General features: G+C 53.2%; 18 protein-coding genes. 5 read left to right on the top strand and 13 right to left on the bottom strand.

The features are described from left to right. Position 1 precedes the first annotated feature (1 nt). The 5 genes from ACPUC7_RS12215 to tatE all read left to right on the top strand — a co-directional run bounded on the left by ACPUC7_RS12215 (position 2) and on the right by tatE (position 3,726). A complete protein-coding gene (locus tag ACPUC7_RS12215; RefSeq protein ID WP_494923111.1) occupies positions 2 to 796 on the top strand; it encodes a deaminated glutathione amidase in 795 nt (264 codons plus the stop codon). Between the two features lie 19 nt (positions 797 to 815). After that, positions 816 to 1,703, top strand: coding sequence for an ABC transporter substrate-binding protein (locus ACPUC7_RS12210; protein ID WP_494923110.1), 888 nt, complete (start codon positions 816 to 818; stop codon positions 1,701 to 1,703). Next, the gene (locus tag ACPUC7_RS12205; protein WP_494923109.1) at positions 1,700 to 2,659 is read left to right on the top strand and encodes an amino acid ABC transporter permease; all 960 of its coding nucleotides are present in this window, start codon (positions 1,700 to 1,702) and stop codon (positions 2,657 to 2,659) included. The genes ACPUC7_RS12210 and ACPUC7_RS12205 overlap by 4 nt, the downstream gene beginning before the upstream one ends. Beyond that, the gene (locus ACPUC7_RS12200; protein ID WP_494923108.1) at positions 2,656 to 3,426 is read left to right on the top strand and encodes an amino acid ABC transporter ATP-binding protein; all 771 of its coding nucleotides are present in this window, start codon (positions 2,656 to 2,658) and stop codon (positions 3,424 to 3,426) included. The genes ACPUC7_RS12205 and ACPUC7_RS12200 overlap by 4 nt, the downstream gene beginning before the upstream one ends. 96 nt (positions 3,427 to 3,522) lie before the next feature. Next, positions 3,523 to 3,726 carry a twin-arginine translocase subunit TatE gene (gene tatE / locus ACPUC7_RS12195; protein ID WP_494923107.1) on the top strand — a complete coding sequence of 68 codons (204 nt, stop codon included), beginning with the start codon at positions 3,523 to 3,525 and terminating at the stop codon, positions 3,724 to 3,726. 86 nt (positions 3,727 to 3,812) lie between these two features. Here tatE and ACPUC7_RS12190 read toward each other — a convergent pair whose 3' ends face one another. The 13 genes from ACPUC7_RS12190 to lptE form a co-directional block, all read right to left on the bottom strand. After that, a complete protein-coding gene (locus ACPUC7_RS12190; RefSeq protein ID WP_494923106.1) occupies positions 3,813 to 4,841 on the bottom strand; it encodes an Ig-like domain-containing protein in 1,029 nt (342 codons plus the stop codon). Positions 4,842 to 4,984: 143 nt separating this feature from the next. Next, positions 4,985 to 5,950, bottom strand: a complete 966-nt coding sequence (gene lipA, locus ACPUC7_RS12185; RefSeq protein ID WP_343554773.1) for a lipoyl synthase — start codon at positions 5,948 to 5,950, stop codon at positions 4,985 to 4,987. A 176-nt stretch (positions 5,951 to 6,126) separates the two neighbouring features. Beyond that, a complete protein-coding gene (gene lipB, locus ACPUC7_RS12180) occupies positions 6,127 to 6,777 on the bottom strand; it encodes a lipoyl(octanoyl) transferase LipB (protein WP_494923105.1) in 651 nt (216 codons plus the stop codon). Between the two features lie 69 nt (positions 6,778 to 6,846). After that, positions 6,847 to 7,110, bottom strand: a complete 264-nt coding sequence (gene ybeD / locus ACPUC7_RS12175; protein ID WP_008103691.1) for a DUF493 family protein YbeD — start codon at positions 7,108 to 7,110, stop codon at positions 6,847 to 6,849. A gap of 95 nt (positions 7,111 to 7,205) precedes the next feature. Next, positions 7,206 to 8,417 carry a D-alanyl-D-alanine carboxypeptidase DacA gene (dacA, locus tag ACPUC7_RS12170; protein WP_343554051.1) on the bottom strand — a complete coding sequence of 404 codons (1,212 nt, stop codon included), beginning with the start codon at positions 8,415 to 8,417 and terminating at the stop codon, positions 7,206 to 7,208. 118 nt (positions 8,418 to 8,535) lie between these two features. Beyond that, entirely contained in the window at positions 8,536 to 9,630 is a 1,095-nt protein-coding gene (gene rlpA, locus ACPUC7_RS12165) for an endolytic peptidoglycan transglycosylase RlpA (protein WP_494923104.1), read from the bottom strand. 10 nt (positions 9,631 to 9,640) lie between these two features. After that, positions 9,641 to 10,753, bottom strand: coding sequence for a peptidoglycan glycosyltransferase MrdB (gene mrdB, locus ACPUC7_RS12160; protein WP_343554076.1), 1,113 nt, complete (start codon positions 10,751 to 10,753; stop codon positions 9,641 to 9,643). A gap of 8 nt (positions 10,754 to 10,761) precedes the next feature. Further along, positions 10,762 to 12,666 (bottom strand): peptidoglycan DD-transpeptidase MrdA, encoded by a 1,905-nt coding sequence (gene mrdA, locus ACPUC7_RS12155; protein ID WP_343554053.1) that lies wholly within the window; start codon positions 12,664 to 12,666, stop codon positions 10,762 to 10,764. Positions 12,667 to 12,700: 34 nt separating this feature from the next. Continuing rightward, on the bottom strand, positions 12,701 to 13,171 hold the full coding sequence (rlmH, locus tag ACPUC7_RS12150) for a 23S rRNA (pseudouridine(1915)-N(3))-methyltransferase RlmH (protein WP_343554054.1): 471 nt from the start codon (positions 13,169 to 13,171) through the stop codon (positions 12,701 to 12,703). A 3-nt stretch (positions 13,172 to 13,174) separates the two neighbouring features. Further along, the gene (rsfS, locus tag ACPUC7_RS12145; RefSeq protein ID WP_343554055.1) at positions 13,175 to 13,492 is read right to left on the bottom strand and encodes a ribosome silencing factor; all 318 of its coding nucleotides are present in this window, start codon (positions 13,490 to 13,492) and stop codon (positions 13,175 to 13,177) included. Between the two features lie 91 nt (positions 13,493 to 13,583). Next, positions 13,584 to 14,228 (bottom strand): nicotinate-nucleotide adenylyltransferase, encoded by a 645-nt coding sequence (gene nadD / locus ACPUC7_RS12140; protein ID WP_494923103.1) that lies wholly within the window; start codon positions 14,226 to 14,228, stop codon positions 13,584 to 13,586. Then, the gene (gene holA / locus ACPUC7_RS12135; protein ID WP_494923102.1) at positions 14,221 to 15,252 is read right to left on the bottom strand and encodes a DNA polymerase III subunit delta; all 1,032 of its coding nucleotides are present in this window, start codon (positions 15,250 to 15,252) and stop codon (positions 14,221 to 14,223) included. The genes nadD and holA overlap by 8 nt, the downstream gene beginning before the upstream one ends. Next, positions 15,249 to 15,848, bottom strand: coding sequence for an LPS assembly lipoprotein LptE (gene lptE / locus ACPUC7_RS12130; RefSeq protein ID WP_343554058.1), 600 nt, complete (start codon positions 15,846 to 15,848; stop codon positions 15,249 to 15,251). The genes holA and lptE overlap by 4 nt, the downstream gene beginning before the upstream one ends. Positions 15,849 to 15,855: the final 7 nt, after the last annotated feature.

Raw genomic sequence — 15,855 nt, 5'->3', positions numbered from 1 at the left:
CATGAAAGTAGCAATGGGGCAATTTGCCGTCAGCCGTGAATGGCAGGAAAACACCGATATTTGCATCGGCTTGATGAACCAGGCGCTGGCGGGTGGCGCTGACTTGTTGGTGCTGCCGGAAGGCGTGCTGGCACGTGACATCGCCGATCCCGATCTGGTCCTAAAAGCTGCGCAGCCGCTCGATGGTCCGTTCGTCACGCAGTTGCTGGCCGTCAGCAAAGGCAACATGTTGACCACCATGATGAGCGTGCACGTTCCTACCGAAGATCAGAAAGCGCTCAACGTGCTGATCGCCATTCGCAACGGTGAAATCATTGCGGAATACGTGAAACTGCACCTTTACGATGCTTTCGCAATGCAGGAATCACAGCGTGTGAATCCAGGCCGCGAAGTGCCGCCGCTGGTTGAGGTGGCGGGGATGAAAGTCGGCTTGATGACCTGTTACGACGTGCGCTTCCCGGAGCTGGCGCGTCGCTTAGTGCTGGACGGCGCGGATGTGCTGGTGCTGCCAGCGGCGTGGGTCAAAGGCCCGCTGAAAGAGATGCACTGGGAATTGCTGACCACCGCGCGTGCACTGGAAAACACCTGCTACATGGTGGCGGTGGGCGAATGTGGGCCGCGCAATATCGGCAACAGCTTAGTGATCGATCCGTTGGGCGTCGCCATCGCCAAAGCGCCGGAATCGGCCGCATTAGTGTTTGCTGATTTAGATCCACAGCGTATTGCTTACGCACGCAGCGTATTGCCGGTGCTGGAAAATCGCTGTTTTGCTCGACCTGAACTCAAATCATTTTGATCACTGGGGAATCTGACTGATGAAAACTATTGCTACCGCCATCGCGCTTTCATTGGGCCTGACGGCCTGTTTCGCTCAGGCAGCTGACGCTATTCCAACGCAAAAGGTGGATCAGGCACTGCACGATCGTCTGCCTGCGGAGATTAAAAGCAGCGGCAAAATGATCTCAGTAAATAACGGATCGTTTCCTCCGTATGAAATCGTCAATGGCCCGAACTCTATGGAAGGTGCCTCGGCCGATCTGACCGAAGCGCTGGCGCAATTGCTGGGTGTGAAGATTGAGCATGCCACCGTCAGCGGCTTATCTGGCGTATTGGCTGGCATTAATTCCGGGCGCTATCAGATGGCGATTGGCCCAGTAGGCGATTACCCGGACCGCCAGCAGAAGGTCGACTTTATCGACTTCGTGCAGGAATTTGTGGTGTTTGGTGTGCAGAAAGGCAACCCAGCAAAAATTAATGGTCTCGACGATACTTGCGGCAAGCGCATCGCAGTAATGGCGGCGGGTTCTGCCGAGCAGGTGATTCGCAAGCAATCTGATGCGTGTGTCGCTGCAGGCAAACCGGCGGTGGTGGTGCAATCCTTCACCGATCAGCCATCATCGATTTTAGCCGTGCGCTCAAAACGTTCCGATGCGTTCTTCTCCTCACAAGCGCCGCTGACCTACTTCATCGAGCAGGCCAATGGTCAGTTGGAATTGTCAGGCAAAGGGCAGAAAAACGGCTTTGGTGATATCTATCAAGGCACCGTAGTACCGAAAGGTTCTGAGCTGGGCAACGTGGTGTTGGATGCCTACAAAGAACTGTTCAGCAACGGCACCTACGCGGCCATCATGAAGAAGTGGAAATTAGACGGCAACATGTTGCAGCAGCCGGGACGTAACCTCGCGCAGGGGGCGGCAAAATGAGTGACATCACCAATAATTCGCGAGCCAGGGATAAGGCCGACGTGCAACAGCGCGATGTGGCTTTTGCCCGCAGTGCGCCCACCTATGGGCGCTGGATCTCATGGATTTTGGTGCTGGTTATCGCCGCTAACTTTTTGTGGTTAGTGGCGACCAATCCGAATTTTGAGTGGAACGTGGTGTTGAAGTGGTTCACTGAAGGTTCGGTGATGAAAGGGCTGCAAGTCACGCTGGGATTAACCGTAGTGTCGATGATTCTCGGCACGCTGTTGGGCCTGTTGCTCGGTGTGTGGCGCCTGTCGGAGAACAAATTGCTGAGCGGGATTTCCTCGCTCTACATTTGGTTTTTCCGTGGCACGCCGCTGCTGGTGCAACTGATCTTTTGGTACAACCTCTCGACGTTGTTCCCGACCATTTCCATCACCATTCCGTGGACGGATATCACTTTTGCCAGTTGGAATACCAACGATCTGATCACACCGTTGACCGCGGCCATCGCCGGATTGGCGCTTAACGAAGCGGCGTATATGGCGGAGATCATTCGTGCCGGATTATTGTCAGTGGATAACGGCCAGGTGGAAACCACGCAAGCCTTTGGTATGAGCCGCAGTCGCGCGTTGCGGCGCGTGATCATTCCGCAGGCGATGCGTTCGATTATCCCGCCAACCGGTAACCAATTGATCAGCATGATCAAAGCCACGTCGCTGGTGAGCGTTATCGCGATGGGCGATCTGCTGTACTCGGTGCAGGCAGTCTACAACCGTACCTTTGAAATCATTCCGATGCTGATGGTGGCGGTGATCTGGTATCTGTTTATCACCTCAATCCTCAACGTGGGGCAATCCGCGATTGAACGTTACTACGCCCGCGGCACCACGCGCACGGTGGTGAATAAACGTCGCACCGCAACAACTGAGCAAGCGCCCGCTGCTGCGCGCCGTCTGAAGGAGGATGTATGAGTCAGGTTCAGCCGCTGGTGTGTGCACGCAACGTGCAGAAAAGTTATGGCGACAATGAAGTGCTGAAAGGCATCGATCTGGATGTGTTTCCCGGTGAAGTGGTGGTGATTCTTGGCCCTTCGGGATCAGGGAAATCGACCTTCCTGCGCTGCATCAACCATCTGGAAGATATGAATGCCGGTTCGATTATGGTCGGTGAGGATCAAATTGGCTATGAACTGAAGCGTGGCATTTTGCACCGACTGTCAGCACGCAAAATTGCCCATCAGCGCCAGAAAATTGGCATGGTGTTTCAGCAGTTTAATCTCTATCCACACATGACGGTGCTGCAAAACATCATTGAAGCGCCGATTGGCGTACATAAGTTTCCACGTCATGAAGCGACAAAACACGCGCGTGAATTACTGGCGACTGTGGGATTGAGTGACAAAGCTGATGCCTGGCCACGCCATTTATCGGGTGGTCAGCAACAACGCGTGGCGATTGCACGTGCGCTGGCGATCAAACCGGCATTGATGTTGTTTGATGAGCCGACTTCAGCGCTCGATCCAGAATTAGTCGGTGAAGTGCTCGCCACCATGCGCACGCTGGCCGATCAGGGATTAACGATGATTGTGGTGACCCATGAAATTGGCTTTGCGCGAGAAGCGGCCGATCGCGTGGTATTTATGGATGGCGGCGTAGTGGTGGAGCAGGGCAGTCCAGAGCAGGTGATTGGCAATCCGCAACACCCGCGGACGCAGGCGTTTCTTAGCCGCTTTATCTGATCTAACGGTCTCACTCTGTTACAGATTGCAGTTGAGAGTGGCTATAAACTGCGCGTTAATAGCTGGGTCCGTTTTTCACAATGATTAAGGTAAATTATGGAAGGTTTCAGCATTGCCAAACTGCTGATCATCGGTGCGCTCATCGTACTGCTTTTTGGCACCAACAAGTTACGTTCACTGGGTGGCGATCTGGGTTCCGCAATCAAAGGCTTCAAGAAAGCCATGAAAGATGATGAATCCGGCGCACCTAAAAGCAACGCTGAAGAAGCACCTGCTGAACGCGTCAGCCACAAAGAGTAATCTCTGCGCCGAACGTCAATAAGTGTAAACATTTATTACGTTGATAAAAAACCAGACTGTTGCCAGTCTGGTTTTTGTTTTTTGGTTTAATGCCAGGTTATGTGAGCACTTTCCCATTCATCGCTGAGCAGCGCATCGCCGTATGAATTCATATCAACTGAACGAATGCCATCCTGCGTTTGCCAGCCTTCAAGCATTTCAGCTGTAAGAGTGACCGAAGCCAGTAATGTTGGCATTTCATCCCGCTGTATCACCAGATCAATCAATCCAATGTCGATTTGCGCCAGATCGCTATCATCAATCAGCGTAAGAGACACATCAGGCAAAGTTTTGATAATAAATGACAAATCAGCGCGGGCAGTGATTGCGCCGTTCTCGTTAGCTACTAAAGCACTGAAGGTGTATGTCGCAGCAGGCAAACTGCTGGGTGGCATAAACTGCCAGTAACCTTGATTATCGCTTTCAGTGCTGCCCACTAAGACTTCATCAACATAAAATTGGACCAATGTCCCGACTGGCGCACTGCCACTAAATTGCACCTTATCATCTACGTTGATGCTTTCCGCGATGAGTTCTTTACTCTCAATTGTCGGCCTTGCTGGTTCGCTGATTACCACCAATTCTGCGGCATCGTTGAAGAAGTGCTGCATAAATGCTGTGGATTCGGAAATGGCTATCGGTTGTGCCGGATGCGCTAATTCAAGCTCAGGTAATGGAATATTGAATTCCATTTCTGGCAGCTTGCTGCTCCATTGAAACTCCGTTTTAGCCGCTTCTGGCACTTGAATACTTGACTGCGCCGGTTGCTCGTCAGTTGCGAAAAAACTCATGCCGCGCAAGGCTTTAGTCGTCGAAGCAACGATTAACGGCGACATTTGGGTCGGCGGGATTTGCATTTCCATTTCGCTATATCGATGCTCAATACTTATCGCAGTCGCAACAAATGCCTGTGCACACGAAGCGTGTGCTGATTTATACGGATTGGTGATGTCCATCGGCGTGGTTCGTGCCTTCAATGCATCCAGACTTTCGCCTGTGCCATTGTAGTTTCGTCCATACGCCTCATCAGGTACTCGCGTGAAAACGAGTCCTTGTTGATGAAAAGTGGTTTGCATGATCTGACCTTTAAAAAACGCTGAGAAATTTAAATAGGCTCTTATGGCCTCAGCGGTTAAAGCGACAGATTTGAGACGAGGATTAAGACATTTAAGGAGATTTTTGCGATTGCGCCCAATTCAGGCGCAATCACGGGCAGGGGTTATTTTACTTCCAGGCCTTTCGCCTGCATATCAGCATGATATGAAGAACGGACGAACGGGCCGCAAGCCGCATGGGTAAAGCCCATCGCCATCGCTTCTTCCTTCATCTCATCAAATTCGGCTGGGCTGACGTAACGCTGTACCGGCAAGTGGTGACGACTCGGCTGCAAGTATTGTCCCAACGTCAGCATGGTGACGCCGTGACGACGCAAATCGCGCATCACTTCGATGATCTCAGCATTGGTCTCGCCAAGGCCAACCATCAAACCGGATTTGGTTGGGATCTCTGGATGCGCTTCTTTGAAACGTTCCAGTAATTTCAATGACCAATCATAGTTAGCGCCCGGACGAACCTGACGATAAACGCGCGGCACGTTCTCCAGATTGTGGTTGAAGACATCCGGTGGCGTGGCGTTGAGGATTTCCAGCGCGCGATCCATACGACCACGGAAGTCCGGCACCAGCGTTTCGATTTTGATTGAAGGGCTCTTTTCGCGAATGGCCGTGATGCAATCAGCAAAGTGCTGAGCACCGCCGTCGCGCAGATCGTCACGGTCAACCGAGGTGATCACCACATAACGCAGCGCCATATCCGCGATGGTTTGAGCCAGTTTCAGCGGTTCGTTGGCGTCAGGCATATTTGGGCGACCATGTGCCACATCGCAGAATGGGCAACGGCGGGTACAAATTGCACCAAGGATCATAAAGGTCGCCGTGCCGTGGTTGAAACACTCCGCCAGGTTTGGGCAGGAAGCTTCTTCACAGACCGAGTGCAGACCATTTTTGCGCATCGCGGCTTTGATACCCTGAATGCGCGTTGAGTCCGCAGGCAGTTTGATCTTCATCCATTCCGGCTTACGCAGAATTTCTTCACGCTCAACGACCACAGTTTTCACCGGGATCAGCGCCATTTTGTCGGCATCGCGATATTTGACGCCACGTTCCATCTGAATTGGTTTACTCATAAATCTGCAGGTTCCGGTCGGGATTGCGATTTGAAAGCTTCCTCACTCAAACTGAGAACCAGGCTTTCAACTTTTTTTGAAAATATGGCAAAAATTATATCATCTCGTCTGCCCATAAGCAGCCGATTAGCCGATGCAAAAGTTACAATTTTGTAAATGCGCACGTACAGACAAGGTCAGATCGCGGCATCATTGCGCCATTGCAGTTCGTTAAAGCCGGTTAAACGTGCAAAGTGCTGCACCAATCGTGGCTGCACATCATTTGGCGTAACCGCCGGCTGATATTGGCTGAGCTGAGTCATTTGCATGCCTGCATAGCCGCAAGGATTGATGCGCAGAAACGGCGCGAGATCCATCGCCACATTCAGCGCCAAACCGTGAAATGAGCAACCTTTGCGGATGCGCAAACCCAGCGAACAAATCTTGTCATCGCCAACGTAAACACCAGGTGCATCCGCACGCGCCCGCGCATTGACGTCGTAATCGGCTAAGGTAGCGATCACCGTCTCTTCTAGCGCTGTGACTAACTCGCGCACGCCCATTTTGCGCCGTTTCACATCGATCAGCACATACATTACCTGTTGACCCGGTCCATGATAGGTGACTTGACCGCCGCGATCGCTTTGCACTACTGGAATATCGCCCGGCATCAGCAAATGTTCAGCTTTACCGGCTTGGCCTTGGGTAAACACCGGATGATGTTCAACCAGCCAGATTTCATCAGCAGTATGGCTGTCGCGTTGATCGGTGAATTGATGCATGGCATCGGAGACAGGCTGCCAATCGCGCTGGCCGAGTTGACGAACAAGAAGCGTATTAGCTGACAAAGCGGAAATCCGGTAGAGAGTGGAGGGCAGAGTATAACGCTGGCAAAGCGGACTTTGCCAGCGCCAGAATTACAACACCATGCGTACGATTTCGATATTGCCCAGCTCTTCGTACAAGGTTTCGACTTGTTCAATATGCGTGGCAATGATGGTGATAGAAACTGAGTGGTAGTTGCCTTTGCTGCTTGGCTTAACATCGGGTTTGTAATCGCCTGGCGCGTGGCGCTGCACCACTTCAACCACTTGATCAACCAGCTCCGGTTGCGCCAAACCCATCACTTTGTAGGTGAAAGGGGTAGGGAATTCGAGCAGTTCATTCAATTTGGTTTTCATACATTCACTCCGGTGCTTAAAAACAGGCTCCCGCCGAGGCGGGAGCAAAGATAGTAGCTTATTTGGGGACAGTTTGGCGTTTTTTCAAGCGCGCCTTAGCCGAACCAATGGTGGAACATCAGTTTGATGTAGTCGATGATGCGACCAAAGAATCCACCTTCCTGCACTTCGTTCAGTACCACTAATGGGCGCTGTTCGATGGTTTTGCCATCCAGCTGGAAGTTGATGCTGCCAACGACCTGATTTTTCTGCAACGGTGCGTGCAGTTCGGTGTTATTCAGTACATAGCTGGCTTTCAGGTCTTTCATGCGGCCACGAGGAATGGTCAGATAAGCATCTTTTTCCACGCCCAGCTGTACGCGATCGCTGTTACCGAACCATACTGGCTCAGAAGCGAACTCTTTACCCGCTTTCAATGGCGCTACGGTTTCGAAGAAGCGGAAGCCCCACGTCAGCAGTTTTTTACTTTCGGTTTCGCGGCCTTTGTAAGTACGACCGCCCATCACCGCCGAGATCAAACGCATCTGACCTTCGGTAGCAGAAGCCACCAGGTTATAACCTGCGGCTTCGGTGTGGCCGGTTTTGATGCCGTCAACGTTCAGGCTGGTATCCCACAGCAAGCCGTTGCGGTTGGTCTGTTTGATGTTATTGAAGGTGAAATCTTTTTCACGATAAACCGCGTATTCATCCGGCACATCACGAATCAGTGCCTGACCGATCAGCGCCATATCACGTGGCGAACTGTATTGGCCTTCTGCATCCAAACCGTGCACGGTCTGGAAGTGGGTGTTTTTCAGACCCAACGCGCCAACATAGTTGTTCATCAGATTAACGAACGCGTCCTGGCTGCCAGCCACATAATCTGCCATCGCCACACAGGCATCGTTACCCGATTGCAGCACGATACCGCGCGTCAGCTGAGAAACCGGTACGCGATCGCCGGGTTTCAGGAACATCAGCGATGAACCCTTGAACACCGGGTTGCCGGTTGCCCAAGCATCTTTGCCCACGGTTACGATGTCATCGTTATGGATTTTGCCTGCTTTAACCGCCTGACCAATCACGTAGCTGGTCATCATTTTGGTCAAGCTGGCCGGATCGCGACGTGCATCGGCATTTTTTTCTGCCAGCACTTTGCCGGAGTTATAGTCGATCAGCACATAAGCTTCAGCATCAATGTCCGGCACGCCCGGAATCATTGTCTTGAGATTAATATCGTCGGCAAAAGCGACATGGCTGAGAGAAAGGGCGACCAGTGATCCCACTGTCAGGCGTTTCAGAAAACGAGAAGGTTTCAGCGTATTCATGTTCAGGACTACAACATCCGTGGGTTTAGAGTGAAAAAAAGTGCCTAACTATAGCAAACGCCTGATTGGGCGGCATCTTGCTTTGCAAATCAGTTTCAGCGGGAAATGTCACAGCCCGTTACATCGACGGGCGGGCGGTGGTAATAAAGGAGCTCATTTGCGCTTCGGTGTTCAGGCGTTGCTGTAACGCGGCCGCTTCAGCGCGGCTTTTATAGCCACCTAACTGGATGCGATACACGTTGCCGTTGGCTTCAACCGCGCCCGGCACGCCAAAGCGTTTACCGAGGCTTTCTGCCAACTGGCGTGCGCGTGCCGGATCGTTGATTGCGCCAACCTGCACCACATAGCCGCTGCCCGCATGGGCATTTTGGCTGCTGCTGGCTGCGGGAGTGGAACTGGCAACCGGCGCCGCAACAACGGGCGCAGCTGCTGCTACCGGTTCGCTACCTTCCAACACGCCATTCGCTAATGGCTGCGGTGCGCCGAGAAAACCGCTGCTTTGCACCGGCGCGCCCATATTGTCATTGCTTTGCAGTGAGCTGTTATCCACGGCGCGCACATCCTGCGGCGCAGGTGCGCTATTGGCGGCGCTGCCTCCCATCATCACATTGCCACCACCCAGATCAGGGCGGGCAGGTAACGCATAGCTCTGTTTAGCAACGGTGGTACCAATGGTACCTGGACCGGAAACAGAACCATCCGGCGCGACTTTGATGTAATCAACGCGTACGCGGGTGTTATTGGAGATATTCAGGCGATCGCCCGCGGCGCGCGACAGGTCGATAATGCGGCCTGGCGTGTAAGGTCCGCGATCGTTCACGCGCACCACAATTTGACGGCCGTTGGCAAGGTTGGTCACGCGCACATAGCTTGGCAGCGGCAGCGTGGGATGTGCAGCGGTCATGCCTTCAGGATCGTAAGATTCACCGATGGCCGTGCGATTGCCTTGCGCTTCATCGCCGTACCATGTGGCTAAACCCACTTCGCTGTAATTCGACGGATCTTTAATCACGCGGTAGGTTTTACCGTTGACGCTGTAATCCTGGCTGGTGGAAGGATTGATCGGTTCATAACGCGGCTCCACGCCGGGGATTTCCACCACTGGGCCGTTATAAGCCGGTTGCGGTGGCGCAGTGTTATTCTGCGGTTCCTGCGTAGAACACGCCGCCAAAACCAATGATGCCAATGCAACCCCAAGCCAATCCTTACGCATGTGCAGCCTCTTAAACGCTTTTAGATAACATTTTTCGATGAGTATGGATCGACATCACGATGCCAAATCCAGCCATTAACACAATCAATGCCGATCCGCCGTAGCTCACCAGCGGCAGCGGTACGCCAACCACCGGTAAGATACCACTTACCATGCCAATGTTAACGAAAACATAAACGAATAAAATCAGCATCAAACCGCCGGCCATCACGCGACCAAAGGTGGTTTGCGCGCGCGCCGCGATAATCAAGCCACGCATAATCAGCAGCAAATAGAGTACCAGCAATAACAACACGCCAACCAGACCGAGTTCTTCCGCTAACACCGCAAAAATAAAATCGGTATGTCTTTCCGGCAAAAATTCGAGTTGCGATTGCGTACCGTGCAGCCAGCCTTTGCCGCGCAAGCCGCCGGAACCGATGGCAATTTTCGACTGGATGATGTGGTAACCGGCACCCAGCGGGTCGCTTTCAGGATCAAGCAGCATCATCACGCGGTCGCGCTGATAGTCGTGCATCAGGAAGAACCACAAAATCGGGATAAATGCCGCGACCAATAACACCGCGATACCAATCAATTTCCAGCTCATGCCGGATAAGAACAGTACGAACAGACCGGACGCGGCGATCAAAATTGATGTGCCGAGATCGGGTTGCGCCGCCACCAGCAGCGTAGGCATGAAAATCAGCACCAGCGCGATGCCGGTATTTTTCAGCGTCGGCGGGCAAACGTCGCGGTTGATAAAGCGCGCCACCATTAGCGGAACGGCTATTTTGGCGATTTCTGACGGCTGGAAACGCACAAATCCGAGATCGAGCCAGCGCTGGGCGCCTTTACTGATGTGGCCAAACGCATCCACCGCCACCAACAATATCACGCAGACAATGTAGAGATAGGGCGCCCAACTTTCATATACGCGCGGCGGCACCTGCGCTAACACCAGCATGATGACAATGCCCATAGCGATTTGGCCGAATTTACGTTCGGTCATGCCGGGATCTTGTCCGCTGGCGCTCCAGATCACAATGGCGCTGTAAGCCAGCAGACTCAAAATGATCAGCATAAACAGCGGGTCGATATGGATGCGCGTCCAGATCGATCGTTTTTGCGGATTATCGCTCATGGACATCGTTATTCACCTTCGTAGCCGGGCGGCGTCGGTGCAGCTTCTGGCAGCACGGTATTATTGTCGCCTAACATAATGTGGTCGAGAATCTGGCGCATCACGGTACCCACTGCCGGGCCCGCGCCGCCGTTTTCCAGTATCATAGTCACTGCCACGCGCGGCTTATCGTACGGCGCGAAAGCCGTCATTAGTTTATGGTCGCGCAGACGTTCGGCAATCTTATGCGCGTTATAAACTTCATTCTCTTTTAGACCGTAAACCTGGGCGGTACCGGACTTAGCGGCGATTTTATAGGGCGCATCGGCAAAGCTTTTATGCGCGGTACCGTTGGCGCGGTTGGCCACGCCATACATGCCATCTTTGGCAATTTCCCAATAACCAGAGTGAATATCGCCAATCGGCGCATCCGGCGGCTGGCGATACGGCACCATGGTTTGGCCTTCACGGGTGGCGCGCAGCAGATGCGGCACCTTGATCACGCCATCGTTAATCAGAATCATCATCGCTTTATTCATCTGAATCGGCGTGGCGGTCCAATAACCCTGACCGATACCGACTGGAATGGTGTCACCTTGATACCACGGTTTTTTAAAGCGCTTCAGTTTCCACTCGCGGGTTGGCATGTTGCCGGCACTTTCCTGCGGCAAGTCGATGCCGGTGCGGTGACCATAGCCAAACTTGGTCATCCACTCAGACAGACGATCAATGCCCATGTCATAAGCGACTTGGTAGAAGAAGGTATCCGCGGACTCTTCCAGCGATTTGGTGACATTCAGGCGGCCGTGGCCCCACTTTTTCCAGTCACGATAACGTTTTTCTGAACCAGGTAACTGCCACCAACCGGGATCGAACAGGCTGGTATTGCGGTTGATCACACCTGCGCTGAGCGCCGACACCGCGACATACGGTTTAACAGTGGAAGCGGGCGGATAGGAGGCTTGCAGCGCGCGGTTATACAGCGGGCGGTTTTCATCGCTGAGCAGCGCTTTATAATCTTTGCTGGTGATGCCGTCGACAAACAGATTCGGGTCATAACTTGGCGTGGACACCAGCGCGAGAATTTCACCGGTGCGCGGATCGCTGACCACCACCGCCGCGCGGCTCCCTGCCAACAAGGTTTCAATGTATTGCTGAAGTTTTAAATCAACCGTCAGATAGATATCGCGTCCGGCCTGCGGCGATTGCTCATGCAGTTGGCGGATGACGCGACCACGGTTATTAACTTCCACTTCCTCATAACCGGTCTTACCGTGCAGCACATCTTCGTAAAAGTTTTCGATGCCCAGCTTACCGATGTCATGCGTTGCGGCGTAGTTCGGCCATTTTCCTTCCTGATCGAGGCGCGTGACATCACGATCGTTAATCTTGGAGACGTAACCGACCACATGCGTCAGCGTTTGACCATAAGGATAGTAGCGGCGTTGATAGCCTTTCACTTCCACGCCAGGAAAACGGTATTGATTGACGGCGAAACGTGCGACTTGTTCTTCGCTCAGCGCAGTTTTGACCGCCACGGAAGTGAAGCGGCGCGAGCGTTTGCGCTCTTTTTCAAACGCGTCGATATCGTCGTCGGTGAGATCAAGAATGGGGCGCAAATCCTGCAAGGTCTGTTTGAGGTTATCGACCTTTTCCGGCATCAATTCGGCCTGGTAAATGGTGCGATTCAGCGCCAGCGGCACGCCATTACGATCGTAAATAATGCCGCGGCTGGGTGCGACCGGCACCAGTTTGATGCGGTTTTCGTTGGAGCGGGTGCTGTAATCGTCAAAACGCAGAATTTGCAGGTGGTACATATTGACCACCAGAATGCTGGAGAGCAGCAGAATGCCGATAAAGGCCACCAACGCTCGGCGGACAAAAAGTTTCTGTTCGGCAGTGTAATCGCGAAAGGCGTTGCTCTGTAATTTCATCCGCTACATCTATTGTCTGGGGGTTGTCAGGCGTTTATTCACGATGATAAGGATGATTGGTGGTAATGCTCCACGCACGATACAGGCTTTCTGCGACCAATACACGCACCAGCGGATGTGGCAACGTGAGCGCGGATAATGACCAGCTTTGTTCAGCCGCTGCTTTGCAAGCCGGTGCCAGGCCTTCTGGACCGCCGATCAACAAGCTGACATCGCGGCCATCTTGCTTCCAGCGTTCAAGTTGCTGCGCCAACTGCGGCGTTTCCCACGGCTGACCAGGAATATCCAGCGTAACGATGCGATTACCTTTACCCACGGCGGCCAGCATCGCTTCACCTTCTTTTTCCAGAATGCGTTTAATATCTGCGTTCTTGCCGCGTTTTCCGGCAGCAACTTCAGTCAATTCAAACGGCATATCTTTGGGGAAGCGGCGCAGATATTCCATGAAACCGGTTTGAACCCAGTCGGGCATTTTGGTGCCGACGGCCACTAACTGCAGTTTCAAGGCTTAGCTCCAGAGCTTTTCCAGCTCATACAGCTGGCGGCTTTCTTCTTGCATCACATGCACAATCACATCGCCGAGATCAACAACCACCCAATCAGCGGCGGCTTTACCGTCAACGGCTAAGGGTTTCAGGCCCGCAGCGCGAGATTCCTGCACCACGTGATCGGCGATGGAAGAGACGTGACGCGTTGAGGTGCCGGTGCAAATAATCATGCAATCGGTGATGCTGGATTTACCCTGAACATCAATGGCAATGATGTCCTGGCCTTTAATATCGTCAATCTTATCAATAACGAAGTCTTGGAGTGCTTTACCTTGCAAAAGGTTCCCCTTAAAAACAGGTGATTACGGACGGGCTAGCGATACAAGAAAGGTAGCCGAAAATGAAGCGGCGCAGTATAGCACGCCACTCTTAAGCGCGATATAAGCCAACGCTATCGATATAGCGGATCACCGCGTCGGGCAGCAGATCGGCACACGAGATATTGTTGTGGCGACGCTGGCGAATTTCCGTGGCGGAAATATCCAGCAGCGGCGTATCGGCCAGCCAAATTCGTCCGGCAGGGGAGTGATGCAGTTGCTGCACATCATCAGCAAGATGCGTTTCTAGCCACTGCTGCATCTCCGGCGTTTCCATCTGCGTTGCGTAACCCGGACGCTTGCATACCAGTAAATGGCACAGCGACAGCAAATCCTGCCAGCGATGCCATCTGGCTAACGTTAGCAGAGAATCCTGACCAATGATAAACCCGAGGGGCTGTTTAGCACCGCGTTCAGCACGTAGCGCTTCCAGCGTGGCAACGGTCCACGAAGGCGTTTCGCGTTCTAACTCACGCGTATCGATATCAAATAACGGACGATCGGCGATGGCGCAACGCAACATCGCCACACGCTGATGCGCGCTGGCTTCAGGTTGCGGACGATGGGGCGGCACGTTATTGGGCAGCAGCGTGACTCTCTTCAAGCCAACCTGCTGAGCGAGCGCTTCCACCGGGCGCAAATGGCCGTAGTGAATCGGATCGAAGGTGCCGCCAAACAATGCGTAAAGTTTAGGCATCGGTAAAGCTCAACGGGAAATTACGGTGACACAGCAGCAGCGACAGCGTTTCCAGTTGCGGCCACAAATTTTGCCCGTAATCCTGCTTCATCGTCAGTTCCAGTTCGGCCAGTAAATGCACCGCGCGTTGTAAACGCCGCGCATCAAGTCGTTGCAAGGCCTCAGTAAACAGCGCGCGGCGATTTTGCCAGATGCGCTGTTGATCCATCAGCGTGCGTAACGCTTGCTTAGCTTGATTACGTTGCAGATGCAGCAAGGTGAGCAGATCACGTTGCAGCGTACGCAGCAAGATCACCACTTCGCTGTCCTCTTTCTCCAACTGATGCAGGATATGCAAGGCGCGTTTGCTTTTGCCGGCTAACAACGCATCAACCCAATGGAACGGGGTAAAGTGCGCGGCATCATTTACAGCAGCTTCGACGCGCGGCAGGGTTAATTTGCCATCCGGCCACAGCAGCGATAAGCGTTCCAGTGCTTGCGCCAGCGCCAGCAGATTACCTTCGTAACAGTAGCAGAGCAGCTGGACGGCGGCGTCATCAACAGTCAACTTCATCGCTTTCGCACGACCGGCCACCCAACGCGGCAACTGTGCTTGTTCGGGTGTCTGGCACGGTACTAGCACGGCTTGCGCACTTAATGCTTTAAACCAGGCGCTGTTTTCTTGCGCTTTGGTCAGTTTCGCCATACGCAGCACCAGCAAAATATCGCTGTGCAGCAGCGTTGAGAGCTTTACCAGTTGCTCGGCGATAGCCGCGTTCGGGCCGTTTTCGGGCAATTGCAGCGTGAGCGTTTGGCGTTGGGTAAATAAGCTAAGGGATTGGCAACTGACAAATAGCGCATCCCAATCAGTCTGCGCATCAACGTTGACGCTGAAATGTTCTTCAAATCCCTGCGCTGAGGCGGTTGCGCGAATCACATCCGCGCTTTCCTGCATCAGCAGAGGTTCATTACCGGTGAGAAAATAACAGGCGCGCAGCCCCTCTCGAAGCTGCGCGCTCAGTTGTTCAGGATAAATCCTGATCATTGCAGACTGGTAGCTGACGAAGAAGGGACTTCCGGAGAGTTCTGTCCCGGTAAGATCGTCTCAGGCTGCGGCAAAGTATCTTTATTGCTTTCCTGCGCAGCATGCACCGTCAGCAGTTTACGCACTAACTGCTCGGAGGCGCGTTGACGCATCTCTTGCACGATCATGTCTTGCTCGGCATCCTTCGCCAGTGCGGCATTCGGGTTGTCAAAGAAAGAGCGATACACGGTGGTGCTGATTGGATAAATACCTTTACCCGGCAGCAGAACCTGTGCGGTGACCGTCATCACCAGCGAATATTCGGCGGTGGTACCGCTGATAAACACCGATGCGGTATCACGTCCCTGGCCCTCAGCGCCTAAACGCAAGGTTGGGTATTTGGCGCTGGCCGCTTTGCTGTCTTCAATGATGTTCACATTGTTGATACGCAATTGCTGACGCACAGCACGCGAGAGCGGGCCATAGGGATCGCCGCTCTGGACGATGAGGGTTTTCATCTCGTTTGGCACCGAGGTGGTGCCGCGCGGGTGGAAACCACAACCTGCGGTGATCATCACCGCAAGCAAGACAAACAGCCTGATAATCAGTTGTCGCACAGTTCCT

The organism is Pantoea sp. CFCC18179, from assembly GCF_059412405.1.
This window is presented reverse-complemented; position numbering and strand designations above follow the sequence as displayed.